We start from the raw sequence: 13,402 nt of genomic DNA on the forward strand, positions 1-13,402 counted from the left end.
GTGTATTGGATAAACGAACGATAATAGGGAACCGCCATGACAATCCGCCGCTTCAGGCCATTATTCATTCTTGTTCTGTTTGTAACCGCCTCCTTGGGGCATGCCAGTGAGCAGGACCGGCAGCTAGAGGCCTTGATGTCCCTGTCAGGACTGACAGAGCAGGTCGCACAGATTCCCGATTCACTGAAAGCCGGGTTGATGCAGGCCCAACAACAGGGCTCGCCGATTCCCGATGCGACGTTTCAGGCGATGATGCGCAGTGCGGACCGCGCCATTGTGGCGGAGGACATCCATGCGGAAATCCGGACGTCACTGGCCAGCAAGTTGAGCACGGCGGATGTCCAGAAATTGCTGCGGTGGTATGAATCGGATCTGGGGCGTGAAATTACCGAGGCGGAGCGTCAGGCGTCGGACCCGGCCGCCTACGGTGACATGATGCGTCAGGCCAAATCGTTGTATGGCGATACCCGCCGGGTTAAGTTTGCCGAGCAGCTGGACAAGCTGATTGGTGCCACGGACATGGTCATGGAGCTGCAGAAGAACGCCGGCCTTGCGGTGTTTTCGGCGATCATGCTGGGTACACAGCCGGAGGCCAACATCGACCTGTCTGCGTATGAGGACCAGATTGCCAGCGAGATCGAGTCCACCCGACCGGCCGTGGAGCAGGGGATTGTGCTGTCGTTCCTGTATTCCTACCGGAACCTTGAGATGGAACAACTGGATGAGTACTCCGAATTCCTTCGCGAGCCGGAGACCCGCCGTTTCAACAACACGGTCATCGAAAGCATGGGCCGTGCCCTGGAAGACGGCATCGCCGATCTGGCCCGGGATATGGCGAGACTGATGGGCGGCAGTCTGCAACAGAGCTGATCGGACTACCGTTCCCATTCCGCGCGGTCGCCAACCGTCACTCCGTGGTCGGCAAACCAGCCCTGCTTGACCTCCAGGGCCGCCCGATAGGGCACGCCCGCGGGGTAGGTGGGACAAGCCGCCCCGTCGGGGCAGGGTTCCATGGCTCTGATGTTGCGGACCCTGCCGTCTTGGTCGAGGTAGGCAATGTCCAGGGGGATCCGGGTATTGCGCATCCAGAAACCGGTATCCGCGGCGCGTTGACTGGGGTACAGGAACAGCATGCCCCGGTTGGCCGGCAAGTGGTCACGCCCCATCAATCCCATGCGGCGCTGATCCACGGTCTCGGCCACTTCCACCTGCAGGGAAACCGGCCCCTGTCGGGTGACCAGGGTCAGTGCAATCTCCTCAAGCCCGGCTTGCGTCGGCACCTCGGGTTCACTGCAGGCTCCCATTGACCAGGCGAACAGCAAAGCGCCCAGGGTCCGCAGCAAGTGATGGCGTCTGTTCACGACCGCAGCCGGTAGCCGGTCTTGAAAATCCACCAGATGGCGGTCATGCAGCCGACGAGGAAGACCATGGTCATGCCCACGCTGATTCCCACGTGAATGTCGGAGACGCCATAGAAGGCCCAGCGAAAGCCGCTGATCAGGTACACCACCGGGTTAAACAAAGTGATGGTCTGCCAGATCTCTGGCAGCATATCGATGGAGTAGAAGGTACCGCCGAGGAACACCAGGGGCGTAACGATCATCAGAGGTACAATCTGGAGTTTCTCGAAGCCGTCCGCCCAGATGCCGATGATAAAGCCGAACAGGCTGAAGGTAATGGACGTCAGCACCAGGAACGAAAACATCCAGACCGGGTGCAAAATGTGGTAATCCACGAACAGCCGAGCGGTGAGCAGGATGATGATGCCCAGGATTACCGACTTGGTGGCGGCGGCGCCGACATAGCCGAGGACCACCTCCACGTAAGACACCGGCGCGGACAGGACCTCATAGATGGTGCCGGAGAACTTGGGCATGTAAATGCCGAAGGAGGCGTTGGAGATGCTCTGCATCAGCAGCGAGAGCATCACCAGACCGGGAATGATGAACGCACCATAGCTGATGCCGTCGATTTCCCCCATCCGGGTACCAATGGCCGAACCGAACACCACAAAGTATAGGGATGTGGAGATGACCGGGGAGGCCACGCTCTGCATGAGGGTGCGCCACATGCGGGCCATTTCGAAGCGGTAGATTGCACGAATTCCGTGTAGATTCATGGTGTCCTCCAACCTGATCGCGTGCTGACTATTCGTGGACCAGGCCCACAAAGATTTCTTCCAGCGAACTTTCCCGGGTTTGCAGATCCCGGTACTCGATGCCGAGATCGCCCAGTTGGCGGAGTAGCCGGGCAACCCCGGCCTGTTCCTGCTGGGAATCGAACGTGTAGATCAACTCGAAGCCGTCCTCGGACAGCTCGATCGGCTCCAGGGCGAGTTCACCGGGAATCCGCTGCAGCGGTTGTTGCAGCAGCAGGCGCAGTTCCTTCTTGCCCAGTTTCTCCATCAATTGGTGTTTCTCCTCCACCAGGATGATTTCGCCCTGTCGGATCACGCCGATACGGTCGGCCATCTCCTCCGCTTCTTCGATGTAGTGGGTGGTGAGGATGATCGTGACGCCGTTGTTGCGCAGCCCCCGCACCATGTCCCACATATCGCGACGCAACTCGACGTCCACGCCGGCGGTGGGCTCATCCAGGAACAGGATGCTGGGTTCGTGGGACAGGGCCTTGGCGATCATCACCCGCCGTTTCATCCCCCCGGACAGGGACATGATGCGGCTGTCACGCTTGTCCCAGAGAGACAGATCCTTGAGCACCTTCTCGATGTGGGCCGGATTGGGGCTCTTGCCGAACAGGCCCCGGCTGAAAGCCACCGTATCCCAGACGGTCTCAAAGGCGTCGGTGTTCAGTTCCTGGGGCACCAGCCCGATCGCCCGGCGGGCGGCCCGGTAATCGCTGACGATGTTGTGGCCGGCGGCCTCGACCGTGCCGCTGGTCAGGTTGACGATGCCACAGATGATGCTGATCAGGGTGGTCTTGCCAGCGCCATTGGGGCCCAACAGGGCAAAGATCTCGCCGGGATAGATGTCGAGGTTCACATCTTTGAGGGCCCGGAAGCCCCCGGCATACACTTTGTTCAGGTGCCTGACTGAAATGTCCGGTGTCACGGGATTATCCTGCATGGCTTCCATCAAAACGTTGGATTTTCTCATGTTTAGCGGTCATCAAGAAAGCGGCCAGTATACGTGATGTTGCCTAGAATGCGGACGCATCTCCCGGGAACGGTTGCTTCCCGGGACCTGGTCGCGATAATGCGTCAAGATGGTAACGGGAGTTCAGCGTGGTGATAATCCGGGCAATCTGTGTGGTGGTATTGGTGGTTGGCCTCTTGGCCCTGGCGGTGCTGGGGCCGCGTTGGTTAATGGATCAGTCTGCCGGGAACCCGGATGGGCAGGCTGCCTGTGATTTACAGGATGACGGTTGCCGTTGGCAGTATGACCGTGAGTACTGGCAGGTTAGCCTCACTGAAACCGGCTTTGCCAATGGCCTACACGAGTTTCGACTGGACCTGAGCACCGATGCACGACTGCCGCGGCTGCACGGCGTGTTGCGGGGCGAATCCATGTACCTGGGGGAGTACCCGGTCGTGATGAAAACCGCCGGTCAGCCCGGTCACTGGACCGCCACCTTTACGGCCCCCCTGTGCACGGTCCAGGAGGAGATGGTCTGGCGTATTGAGCTGATGTCCGGCAATGAGCCACTGGCCCAGGTACCGTACCGGCTCACATTTACCGCTCCGGGCAGGTGAACTTCCAGCCAGTGGGTGTACACTGGAGGCACCCACTGGAACCGCATCTTTCTTTGATCACGGACGACACTATGTATTACGCTGACGACCTGGAGAACATTCTGCTCCGAAAGATCCAGAAGGCCGAGCAGGACCTGCTTCAACTCAAGCTCGATTACTGCCGGTTTGTCTTCGGTCTTAGCCACCGGTCCCGCGTGCGGTGTGCCGATAGTGTGTACCGTGTGACGACGGTGGACGTGGACACCATGGAACAACGGGAGGATGGGCGGTTCTCGACCCCGGTGGTCCACGGCGTACCCCTGGGCGCCGATCTGCGCAGCACCCCCGTTTCACTCGGACGGGACTGGGAACTGGAGTCGACCCCGGACACTAGATCAGCGTAACGCTGGTGATGGCGTGGTTCAGCGCCGTTTCCCCGGGGACATGATGGTGCTGCAGCCAGTGTTCCGCACTGTCCAGTCCGTTACGGTAACAGGCCAGCATGGAACTGCTGTCGGTCAGGGTGGCAATGGCCTGCACGGCGGCGGACTGTTTGCAGCCAATCTTCTTTGCCACCAGGCGCGCGGTCATGGCAATGACCTGATCGCTGTGGCGGGTCCAGACGCCGCTTAAGCCCGACGCCGCCCCGTACGCCCAGGCCACCACATACCATTTCACCGAGTCCGGCAACGTTTCCAGCAACAGTCCTGCGTCCCGACAAACCTTCTCCTGCAGCGCCAGCAGAATATGCAGTTGGGTGATCAGTTCGGTACGGTCGGGCGTGGCGGTCAATGGCCGGTGGTCGGAGAGCTGGACACCGAAGCCCTGTCCGGGCATCTGCTGCGAAGGCGTAGGTTGCGGCGGGTGTGCTGATGCATCTCCACTGGCGGACAATGGGGGCGGCGGCGCCGACGTCGGGGACGGAAGCGGGGCAGGGTCGCGCCATTCGCTTCTGGCCAGTGCGGTCAGTCGATAAGCCAGCAGCACCAACAACGCGGCCAGGCTGATTTCCAGCAGGATGATTGCTCCTTCCAACATGCCCGTTCAGTCCCTCATCAGTTACGGAACCGTGAATGTAACAATATGTAAGTGGCGGGCCTATGACGGAGTTCCCGGGGCTGGCAATTCGTCAGAGGTGCCCCGACGAAACTGTGACCGGCTTGGCATTACAGGCACGCGGGGTGGGGATGAGCTTGTGCTAGGGAGCCGGGCACTAGCAGGTCGGCAGGGTCTGCAGAGCGAGTTTTCGCCGAATCACCCGGGACAGTTTGTCGATGCCGATGTTGAGCATTGCCGTGAACACAATCAGCACCAGTGCCCGGTCGAACTGGATCCGCTGGATGGCGCTGTCGACGTAGAAGCCCAGGGTGTAGATACCAAGAATCCCGAGAATGGCGGTTTCCCGCATGATGATTTCCCAGCGGTAGAACAACAGGGCCAGGAACGACCGGTACAGCCGCGGCACCAGTTCGTAGCCATAGCGATTGAGGCCTGACGGGGCATCCTGGCGCAACCGGATGCCCGAGGACTGACGGCCGATCAGGTGACCAATGATGCCACCGTTGTGCAGCGCCAGGGCGACGACGGCGGGAAGCATGGAGGGCCCCCAGAGTTGCAGGAGTATATAGGCCAGCACGTATTCCGGGGTGGAACGCAGGACCACCAGGAAAACATGCCCGCCGGTTCGCCGGATGAGGCCACCAAAGTGCCTGGAGATCAGGGGAAAGGCCAACAGGGCCAACAGTCCGGTGGTCACCAGCGCAACCTGAGTCAGGATCAGGGTATTCCACAGGCCAGGCAGGGCCTGGTTCACCACAAGATTGGTCGTCCAGTCGAGCAAGGCCGGCCAGCCCTCGTCATTACGAAGGGGGGCGGGGACAATGTCCTGGGTAAAAAAGCGTGCGACATTACCCCAGACAATGGGCAAACCTTCGCCGAGCAGGAAGGGCGCGGCAACCAGGTAAACCGGTAGGGTGAACCGGCGGACCCACAGGGGGATGGTGGCGATCACTACGTAGAAAATGATCAGCATGGCCCCCGCTTCGGAATACTGCCCCTGGGAGAAGGAGGCCTCCAGATAAAACCCCAGGGTAGGCAGACCGACAAACCCGAGGATGGCGCTGGAGCGCAGCCCGCATTCCAGCCGGTACAGGGTGTAGGAACGAATCTGCTGCCAGCACTGGGGCAGCCGGCTGTAGAGGTAACTCACCAGGGTGCCAGTGCCGCGGGGCAACAGCCGGGACGGCTGTGGGTCAACTTCATCGAGGATTTCGGAATAAACCTTGGCGAAGATCCCAGTGTAGGGAATGGCGATCGCCAACACCCCGGTAAGCGGGTGAAACCCAAAGAACTGGAGAAAAATCAGGGCCCAGAACAGCTCGTGAATGGCGCGAACAAAGGCGCTGCACACTCGCACCGCACGCCAGCGATACACCAGCGCCAGGGCGAAGCCAAGCAGGCTGCCCAGCCCCACGCCGACAAAGGCGAAGGCAAGAGTCCGAACCACGGCGGTGGCCAACCCCTCATAGGAAAAGAAATCAGGGGTGAGCACCCCCAGGAAAAAGCGACCCAGATCCCGCCAGGGGTTGGACGCCGTGATGGAGACGTCAGAGAAAACCAGCGCCACCAGGGCGAGGGCTAGGAACAACAGGCTGACGCGAACAGTGGCTGGCAGAGGCATGGGTTATTGGGCACCACTCAGTACAGTGGCAGCAAGTCGTGTTCAGTGAGCTTAGTGGCCGGCGCGTCCAGGGCAATGGTGCCCTCGGCGATGCCTACCACCCGGTCGAAATATCGCAATGCCAGTTCCATGTCGTGCAACGCGATTAAGCTGGTGGAAAATCGGTCTCGCAGCAGCTGCATGACGTCGTTTGCGCGGGGGCCGTCAAGGGCCGACACCGGCTCGTCGGCCAACAGGCTGCCGGATCCCTGGTAGAGCGCCCGGGCAATGGCAGTGCGTTGACGCTGGCCGCCAGAGAGGGCCCCCACCGGTGACCATAGCTTGTCGGCAATGCCCAGGCGGTCCAGCAGGGCGGAAACCTCGGCCCTGTCCCGAACAAAGGGCCGGAACAGGGTGATGGCGCTATACCAGCCAGGGTGTTGATCCAGGCGCCCCATGAACACATTGTGGAACACCGGTAGGGCATCCACCAGGCCGAGGTTCTGGGGAATCAGGGTGCAAACGGCCTGGGCGTGCTGGTAGGCCAGTTTGAGCAAGGTGCTCTTACCGGCCCCGCTTTTCCCCACCAGCGCCACCCGTTCGCCGGGCGCGATGGTCAGGCTCAGCGGGCCCAGCACCCGCCTGCCTTCGAAAGCGGCGGTTATCTTTGTCAGCTCAATGACAGGCATCAGTCGAGGATGCCGATTTCCTCGGCCACGGTCTCTATTGGCTGGTAATCCGAGTTGCTGGCCGGGATAAACGCAGAACGGGGGAAGCTGGCCAGCAACTCGGGGTCGTCGAGGTTCAGCAGGGCGGTTCGAACCCGCTCCTTGAAGCCGTCGCCAAACCGCTGGTCCACATCACCACGGATGGTCCACTGGTAATCCGGGTAACCGGGGGTTTTCCAGATCACCTGAACCTGACTGGTGTCCACATTGCTCTCGGCCAGTTCTTTTTCCCAGACCTTGAAGTTCAGGGCGCCCACATCAAAGGTGCCGGCTTCCACCAGGCGCAGGGTGCGGGTATGGTTGCCACTGAAGCCAACTCGGGAAAAGACGGACTCCGGGGCCTCCCCGAACTGTTGCCGCAGGTAAAACTCGGGCATCAGCCGGCCCGATGTGGAGCCCTTGGAGCCGAAGGTAAAGGTGCGTCCACGAATGGCCTCCGGCAGCTCGGAGCCGGGCTCCAGGCCGGTATCGGTATGGGCAATGAAGTAGGTCTGGAACGCCTGGTCTTCCTCACCCTGGGCCAGGGCCTCGGAACCGGGAACCAGGCGACGGGCCTGCACCCCGGACAAGCCGCCGAACCAGGCCAGCTGGACCTGATTGTTGCGGAAGGCAGAGACAGCGGCGGCATAGGACTTGACGGGGATGTAGCGCACTTCCACGTCCAGTTGCTCGGACAGATAGTCGGCAACGCCACGGAAACGCTCGACCAGCTTGGTCTCATCCTCGTCAGGAATCGCGGTGAACACGAAGGTATCGGCCATGGCGGCCGACGCGGAAGTCAGCAGCAGGCACAGCGACAGGCCCAATTGGCGTAAACGGGAATGAAGCATCAGTTATTCCTTGTCTGTGAGTGATCGATCGGTGGTGAAGCGGACCGCCCTTGGTGTCGCCCCGGCATGCCAAGGGTAGGAGCTTACCCGTCCCGATCGGCATCTGCATCCTGATCGAACAGGGTGATTGGCTCCAGGTGCTCTGACGCCGGACGGACACGACCAATAATGGAGGCCTGCTTATACCCCAAGGCGTGCAGTTCGGCAACACATTCGATCGCAACCGGTTCCGGAACCCCGGCCAGCAATCCACCCGAGGTTTGCGGATCGAACAGCAGTGGATAGCGCGGGTGTTTCGACCAGCGGTGCTGGTCCCGGATTGCCCTGCGCAGTCGAATGTTGGCGGGTTGCAGGGAGCTGAGAATGCCGGCTGCGCTGGTTTCTTCCGCCCCCTCAAGCAGGGGCAGTTTGGCCAGGTTCAGCGTGACATCCACTTCTGACGGCCGGGCCATTTCCACCAGATGCCCCAGCAGACCAAAGCCGGTGACATCGGTACAGCCCCGGGCGCCGTATTCGGACAGGCACTGGGCCGCCTGCTGATTGGACGCCGTCATCGAGGCGAGGGCGGCATCAATCCAGCGCCCCTTGGCCGCGAGCCGGGCATGAGCCGCGAACAGGGTACCGGTGCCCAAGGGTTTGGTGAGGATCAGGCAATCGCCGGCACGCAAACCCGCCTTGCCAAGCACCCGGTCAGGATCGATCAGACCATTCACCGCGAAACCCAGGGCAAGTTCCTGCCCTTCGCCGGTATGGCCGCCCACCAGGGCGCAGCCCGCCTCATCCAGCACCTGAACCGCCCCGGCCATCATCTGGTAGACGGTGTCCTCTATCTTGCTCTCGATACCGTAGGGGACAGTGGCGATGGCGGTGGCACTTTGCGGCTCGGCCCCCATCGCGAACAGGTCGCTCAGGCTGTGATTGGCCGCCACCTGGCCAAAGACGTAAGGGTCGTCGATAAACGCCCGGAAGAAATCCACCGTGTGCACGGCAGCCTTGCCGGGCGGGACGGCAACCACGGCGGCATCATCGGGCGCACGCAGGCCAATCAGGATGTCCTCTCTGTGCAAGGGTTCCAGCCTTGCCAGTGCCCGGCTCAGTACACTGCTGCCCACCTTGGCGCCACACCCCCCACACCGCATGGCCACGGCGGATATGGCCTGCTGGGCTTCGGCGTCCGATTTGGCGGCGGCGGTGTCGGGCAGAATGGAGGACGCTGGCATGGCCGGCAGGTCGCTGAACCTGGCCATGAAGCCGCGGTCGATCCGGTCCTTCCAGTGCCAGACCCATCGACCCCGGACAGACCAACCGCCACGGGTGGCGACCGCGTATTGATCGCCGGTACTGATCAGAGCCAACCAGCGCTTCTGAGGTTTGAAAGGGCGGGGGCGTTGACCCAGGGCCAACCGTTTCAGATTCTGGGCCAGCGGCCGCGCCTGTCGTACCGCAAACACCCCGGCCTTTTCGCGGGGGTGGTCCAGCACATGGGCGATGTCACCGGCAGCTAACACCTTCGGATCGGACACGGTCTGCAGGGTGTCGTGAACCTGAATGAACCCTTCCGGGTCCAGCCCGAGGCCAGTTTCCTCCAGCCACTGAGGCCCACTGGCCCGGGTGGCCCAAAGCACTTCGTCCATCGCCAGCGTCTCCCCGTTCGCCAGCACCAGCCCCTGAGCGGTCAGTTCCCTCACCTGGGCATTAAGGTGCATCCGCACGCCGCGCTCGGCCAGAATCCGCTGGAACGTTCGTTGAACCCGCGGGTTGTGGCTGGGCAATATCTGCGACGCCTGCTCCAGAATATGGAATTGCAGCCGGTCCGGGGATTGCCCACGGTCTGCCAGCTCCCGTCTGAGGCGATACTGCATCGCAAGGGTTAGCTCGACGCCGCCAGCACCGGCACCCACCACCGCCAGATTGAGCGCCCCGGAATGACGTTGGACCCGCTCGATCAGGGAGTGCCAGTGGTTGCGGAAAGCATGAATGGGCTTGACCGGCACCGCATGGTCGGCGACTCCGGGGATGCCGGCAACGTTGGGCGACGAACCGATATTGATGGAGAGAAGATCGTACGGGACCGGCGGTCGATGACGGCACTGCACGGTCTGGGCATCCCGGTCCAGGCCAATGACTTCATCCCGATAGAAGCGCGCGCCTGCAAACTCCGCCAGTCGGCTCAGGTCGATGTGGACGTCGTCAAAGTCGTAGTGGCCCGCAATGTACCCGGGCAACATGCCAGAGTAGGGGGTGTGGGTGTCGCGGCAGATCAGGGTGAGGCGTACACCAGGTACGGGGTTCATCGCAAACTGCTTCAGAACCCCGACATGGCTATGACCGCCACCTACCAGGATAATGTCCTGTAAAACAGGTTGAGCGGTCTCTTGCATTAAAGCAGTTTCTTGGCTTCGCTAGACCACTCGCTAAAGCCCTTCATCTTGGAGAAGGCCTGGAGCTTGTCTTTGTCCGCCGCAGACGGATTGGCAATCTGATCGATGGTGCTGATGCCCAGGTCCTGCATTTTCTTGGCCGTGGCCGGACCAATCCCCTTGACCAGGGTCAGGTCGTTTTTGTTGACAGTTTTCGCAGCCTTGCCAGCGGGCTTCTTGGCGGTGGACTTGGCCGCAGCCGGCTTTTTCTTGGCGCCACCGCTGGCCTTAGTGGCTGACTTCTTTACCGACTTTTTCGCAGCAGCTGGCTCTGCCTTCTTGCTGGCGATGCCCAGACGTTCCATAACGGTGTCCTGCAGCTCCTGGAATTCACCAAGGCGACGGTCCAGCTCGTCGTTGAACCGTTTGATCTCGCGTTCACGAAGATCGTCAATTTCACGCAGCAACTTTTTCACCGGATCCTGAATCTGGTTCTGCAACGAATCAAACTGCTTGATGGCATCATTGATCAGTTTTTCGATCTGAGAGGCTGTTTTCTCAATTTCCTTATTCACTTTCTTGACGATTTTCTCGACGCTCGGCTTTTGGTTCTTCGCCATGATGGATTTCTCCGGTTGAGTCTTAGGTCAGTGTTTTTTCTGGCGCTGGCGACCAGCTTGTTTTTATAGATGAAGGTGATTGGGTTTTGCCAAATTACTCACCCCTCAGCAAAACCCTTAGTATAAATCTGGTTTATTACAACTCATAGGTGCCCCGGAAACGGCACTGCTCCCGGGGAGTTACTCGCTTATCAGACTGGTTGGCGGATACTGGGCGACGAGCCCGACGAACGCCGGGACCGAAGCGACTGCTTCTTGCGCAGTACATCCCGGATGCGTTTGAGCTGTTCGCAAATCGAGGCCTTCTTTCCCGGTGAAGAATCCATGAAATCAATCGAGTAGAAGAAGTTACTGCAGTGTTTTCTGCGCTCTGTCACCAACCCGCTGATGCCCTTGGCACGGATGTTTTCAAAGGGCATGTCCATGACCAGATCGAGTTGCAGGGTATCCCCCGGGTTGAAGACTTTATCGGTCTTCAGGACGCAGCCATACTGATCCAGATCAAAGAGTTGTGCTTCAACCGTTTCCTTCCGGAACAGCCCGTGTTTGACGCGAAAACGGGCAATCAGGTCGGGCAGTGCTTCGTTCATCGATTCAACATCCAAGCTATGTTCGGCGCTATGTCAGTCGGCCGGGTGCAGTCAATTGCTGGTTAAACAATAGTCAGGGTTCCGCCGATTTGCAATAATCTCAACCTTATAGGATACGAGGTTCATGCACTTCTTCAAAATTAGGCCGTTGTCCTGCCGGGCCAGTTCACGCTTGCTGATAACGATACAGGTCCAGGCGACGATCCTTGAGGTTGGTGACCGACCCTTCGTTGCGGACCAGTTTCAGCTTTTCCAGATCCATATCCGAGAACATGATCATCTCGGTATTCGGGGTGGTTTCCGCCATCACTGCATCATGCGGGAAGGCAAAGTCCGACGGTGAAAACACCGACGACTGGGCGTACTGGACATCCAGATTCTCCACCTTCGGCAGGTTACCGACGCTCCCGGTAATCACCACGTAGCACTCGTTTTCGATGGCCCTGGCCTGCGCGCAATGGCGAACTCTCAGGTAGCCATTCTTGGTGTCGGTCCAAAACGGCACGCAGATGATGTCGACGTTGTTGTCCGCGGCCATCCGTCCCAGTTCCGGGAACTCGATATCATAACAGATCATGATGGCGACGCGACCGGCGTCGGTTTCGAACACCTCGAATTCGCTGCCACCTTCGATGACCCAGTCCCGCCGTTCGTGAGGGGTAATATGGATCTTGCGCTGCTCGTCCACCCGGCCATCCCGGTGGCACAGGTAGGACACATTGTAGACGCGTTCGTCTTCCAGTAGCGGCATCGATCCGGTAATGATGTTGATGTTGTAACTCACCGCCATCTCTGACATCTGGTCCCGGAACTGTTCGGTAAAGCCGGCCAGGAACCGAATCGCTCTGGTCTGGTCCACCTGGTCGGTCAGACCCATGAGCGGCGCATTGAAGAATTCGGGGAACAGGGCGAAGTCGCTCTTGTAATCCGACAACGCGTCCACGAAGTACTCCACCTGACGAAGCACTTCCTCCACCGAATGGAACTCCCGCATCTGCCATTGGACCGCGCCCATGCGCACCTGGGTTCTCTTGGCCTCGATCACTGTTGAGGGCGGGGTGTAGAGGATATTTCGCCACTCCAGCAAGGTGGCGTAGCCCTGGGATTTCTCGTCCTCCGGGAGGTACTTGTGCAGCAGCCGGGTGACCTGGAAGTCGTTAGACAGCTGGAACGAGAGGATCGGGTCGTAGATTTCCCGACGGTCCACGCGCTGGATGTACTCTTCCGGTGTGTACTGGTCGGCGTACTTGAAATAGTTGGGAATGCGCCCTCCCGCCAGGATGGCACGAAGGTTCATCGAGCGGCACAGCTCCTTGCGTGCCTCGTACAGCCGGCGGCCCAGGCGATACCCGCGATAGTCGGGATGAATGAAGACATCCAGGCCATACAGCGAATCGCCCTTCGGGTTATGCCAGATCTTCTCATTGCGCAGGATCAGATCATCGTAGGTATGGGGGTTACTGAACCGATCGTATTTCACGCAAACCGTTAAGGCTACGGCCACCAACTGGCCGTTGTCTTCGATGCAGATCTGGCCGTCGGGAAACTGTTTCACCAGTGCCGAGATGGTTTCCCGGGGCCAGGCGCCGCCGATGTCGTCATAGACCCTGTCCATCAGCGTCCGCAGCTGATCGTAATCGTTCTGGCCAAGATTGCGGAGATTGAGGTGAAGTTCTTCGTGCGCCATGACCGGCTACTCCCATGTTCTGCATGACCCGCCGCCTGACAACCAAGCCATTTACAGCTTTACTGTTTAAAGCTGGCGGTGGTCATATCATCTGAACGTTGCAGTTTTTTTGCATTGATTGGTAAAGATTTTGAAGACCTTGTCGTAAACCACTACAGGAATGCAAGAAGGTGCCGCTGTTTATGACCTCCTTAGGCGGCCCCTTAAGTCTAGTCCGAACTTAGGGAATGAGTTCATTCA

Annotated in this window: 14 protein-coding genes; 3 read left to right on the top strand and 11 right to left on the bottom strand. The window is 59.8% G+C overall.

Features of this window, described 5'->3' with window-relative positions; translation table 11 throughout:
- The first annotated feature begins 135 nt into the window (after positions 1 to 135).
- A complete protein-coding gene (locus R3175_RS03180; RefSeq protein ID WP_318942379.1) occupies positions 136 to 870 on the top strand; it encodes a DUF2059 domain-containing protein in 735 nt (244 codons plus the stop codon).
- A 5-nt stretch (positions 871 to 875) separates the two neighbouring features.
- Here the strand turns inward: R3175_RS03180 and R3175_RS03185 are convergent, their stop codons facing one another.
- Genes R3175_RS03185 through R3175_RS03195 form a run of 3 tightly spaced genes read right to left on the bottom strand, consistent with a single transcriptional unit; the run spans position 876 to position 3,068 of the window.
- Complete coding sequence (locus R3175_RS03185; protein ID WP_318942380.1) at positions 876 to 1,361, bottom strand: DUF192 domain-containing protein; 486 nt, start codon at positions 1,359 to 1,361, stop codon at positions 876 to 878.
- Positions 1,358 to 2,119, bottom strand: a complete 762-nt coding sequence (locus tag R3175_RS03190; RefSeq protein ID WP_318942382.1) for an ABC transporter permease — start codon at positions 2,117 to 2,119, stop codon at positions 1,358 to 1,360. The genes R3175_RS03185 and R3175_RS03190 overlap by 4 nt, the downstream gene beginning before the upstream one ends.
- Positions 2,120 to 2,147: 28 nt before the next feature.
- Positions 2,148 to 3,068, bottom strand: a complete 921-nt coding sequence (locus R3175_RS03195; RefSeq protein ID WP_318942482.1) for an ABC transporter ATP-binding protein — start codon at positions 3,066 to 3,068, stop codon at positions 2,148 to 2,150.
- Positions 3,069 to 3,241: 173 nt separating this feature from the next.
- Between R3175_RS03195 and R3175_RS03200 the strand changes: the two genes are divergently transcribed.
- Both R3175_RS03200 and R3175_RS03205 read left to right on the top strand, forming a co-directional pair.
- Positions 3,242 to 3,709 (top strand): hypothetical protein, encoded by a 468-nt coding sequence (locus tag R3175_RS03200; protein WP_318942384.1) that lies wholly within the window; start codon positions 3,242 to 3,244, stop codon positions 3,707 to 3,709.
- Positions 3,710 to 3,780: 71 nt separating this feature from the next.
- Positions 3,781 to 4,092, top strand: coding sequence for a hypothetical protein (locus R3175_RS03205; RefSeq protein WP_318942386.1), 312 nt, complete (start codon positions 3,781 to 3,783; stop codon positions 4,090 to 4,092).
- On the opposite strand, the gene R3175_RS03210 is transcribed toward R3175_RS03205, so the two are convergent.
- The 8 genes from R3175_RS03210 to R3175_RS03245 form a co-directional block, all read right to left on the bottom strand.
- Positions 4,079 to 4,726, bottom strand: coding sequence for a hypothetical protein (locus R3175_RS03210; RefSeq protein WP_318942388.1), 648 nt, complete (start codon positions 4,724 to 4,726; stop codon positions 4,079 to 4,081). The genes R3175_RS03205 and R3175_RS03210 overlap by 14 nt on opposite strands.
- 175 nt (positions 4,727 to 4,901) lie before the next feature.
- Entirely contained in the window at positions 4,902 to 6,368 is a 1,467-nt protein-coding gene (locus R3175_RS03215) for an ABC transporter permease (RefSeq protein WP_318942390.1), read from the bottom strand.
- A gap of 17 nt (positions 6,369 to 6,385) precedes the next feature.
- Positions 6,386 to 7,036, bottom strand: coding sequence for a phosphonate ABC transporter ATP-binding protein (locus R3175_RS03220; protein ID WP_318942392.1), 651 nt, complete (start codon positions 7,034 to 7,036; stop codon positions 6,386 to 6,388).
- Entirely contained in the window at positions 7,036 to 7,905 is an 870-nt protein-coding gene (locus R3175_RS03225; protein ID WP_318942393.1) for a putative selenate ABC transporter substrate-binding protein, read from the bottom strand. Before R3175_RS03225 ends, R3175_RS03220 begins: the two co-directional genes overlap by 1 nt.
- A gap of 83 nt (positions 7,906 to 7,988) precedes the next feature.
- Positions 7,989 to 10,286, bottom strand: a complete 2,298-nt coding sequence (gene selD / locus R3175_RS03230; RefSeq protein ID WP_318942395.1) for a selenide, water dikinase SelD — start codon at positions 10,284 to 10,286, stop codon at positions 7,989 to 7,991.
- Complete coding sequence (locus R3175_RS03235) at positions 10,286 to 10,885, bottom strand: helix-hairpin-helix domain-containing protein (RefSeq protein ID WP_318942397.1); 600 nt, start codon at positions 10,883 to 10,885, stop codon at positions 10,286 to 10,288. Before R3175_RS03235 ends, selD begins: the two co-directional genes overlap by 1 nt.
- A 191-nt stretch (positions 10,886 to 11,076) precedes the next feature.
- A complete protein-coding gene (locus tag R3175_RS03240) occupies positions 11,077 to 11,475 on the bottom strand; it encodes a hypothetical protein (RefSeq protein ID WP_318942398.1) in 399 nt (132 codons plus the stop codon).
- A gap of 166 nt (positions 11,476 to 11,641) precedes the next feature.
- Positions 11,642 to 13,162 carry a bifunctional GNAT family N-acetyltransferase/carbon-nitrogen hydrolase family protein gene (locus R3175_RS03245; protein WP_318942400.1) on the bottom strand — a complete coding sequence of 507 codons (1,521 nt, stop codon included), beginning with the start codon at positions 13,160 to 13,162 and terminating at the stop codon, positions 11,642 to 11,644.
- Positions 13,163 to 13,402 lie beyond the last annotated feature (240 nt).

The sequence above is a fragment of the Marinobacter sp. genome (assembly GCF_033722735.1).
In the GTDB taxonomy this organism is placed as follows: domain Bacteria; phylum Pseudomonadota; class Gammaproteobacteria; order Pseudomonadales; family Oleiphilaceae; genus Marinobacter.

Coding starts and splice junctions, on each gene's coding strand:
- R3175_RS03190 (WP_318942382.1), bottom strand. CDS start 2,119: ATGAATCTACACGGAATTCGTGCAATCTACCGCTTCGAAATGGCCCGC.
- R3175_RS03210 (WP_318942388.1), bottom strand. CDS start 4,726: ATGTTGGAAGGAGCAATCATCCTGCTGGAAATCAGCCTGGCCGCGTTG.
- R3175_RS03240 (WP_318942398.1), bottom strand. CDS start 11,475: ATGAACGAAGCACTGCCCGACCTGATTGCCCGTTTTCGCGTCAAACAC.
- R3175_RS03215 (WP_318942390.1), bottom strand. CDS start 6,368: ATGCCTCTGCCAGCCACTGTTCGCGTCAGCCTGTTGTTCCTAGCCCTC.
- R3175_RS03180 (WP_318942379.1), top strand. CDS start 136: ATGTCCCTGTCAGGACTGACAGAGCAGGTCGCACAGATTCCCGATTCA.
- R3175_RS03205 (WP_318942386.1), top strand. CDS start 3,781: ATGTATTACGCTGACGACCTGGAGAACATTCTGCTCCGAAAGATCCAG.
- R3175_RS03220 (WP_318942392.1), bottom strand. CDS start 7,036: ATGCCTGTCATTGAGCTGACAAAGATAACCGCCGCTTTCGAAGGCAGG.
- R3175_RS03225 (WP_318942393.1), bottom strand. CDS start 7,905: ATGCTTCATTCCCGTTTACGCCAATTGGGCCTGTCGCTGTGCCTGCTG.
- R3175_RS03245 (WP_318942400.1), bottom strand. CDS start 13,162: ATGGCGCACGAAGAACTTCACCTCAATCTCCGCAATCTTGGCCAGAAC.
- R3175_RS03235 (WP_318942397.1), bottom strand. CDS start 10,885: ATGGCGAAGAACCAAAAGCCGAGCGTCGAGAAAATCGTCAAGAAAGTG.
- selD (WP_318942395.1), bottom strand. CDS start 10,286: ATGCAAGAGACCGCTCAACCTGTTTTACAGGACATTATCCTGGTAGGT.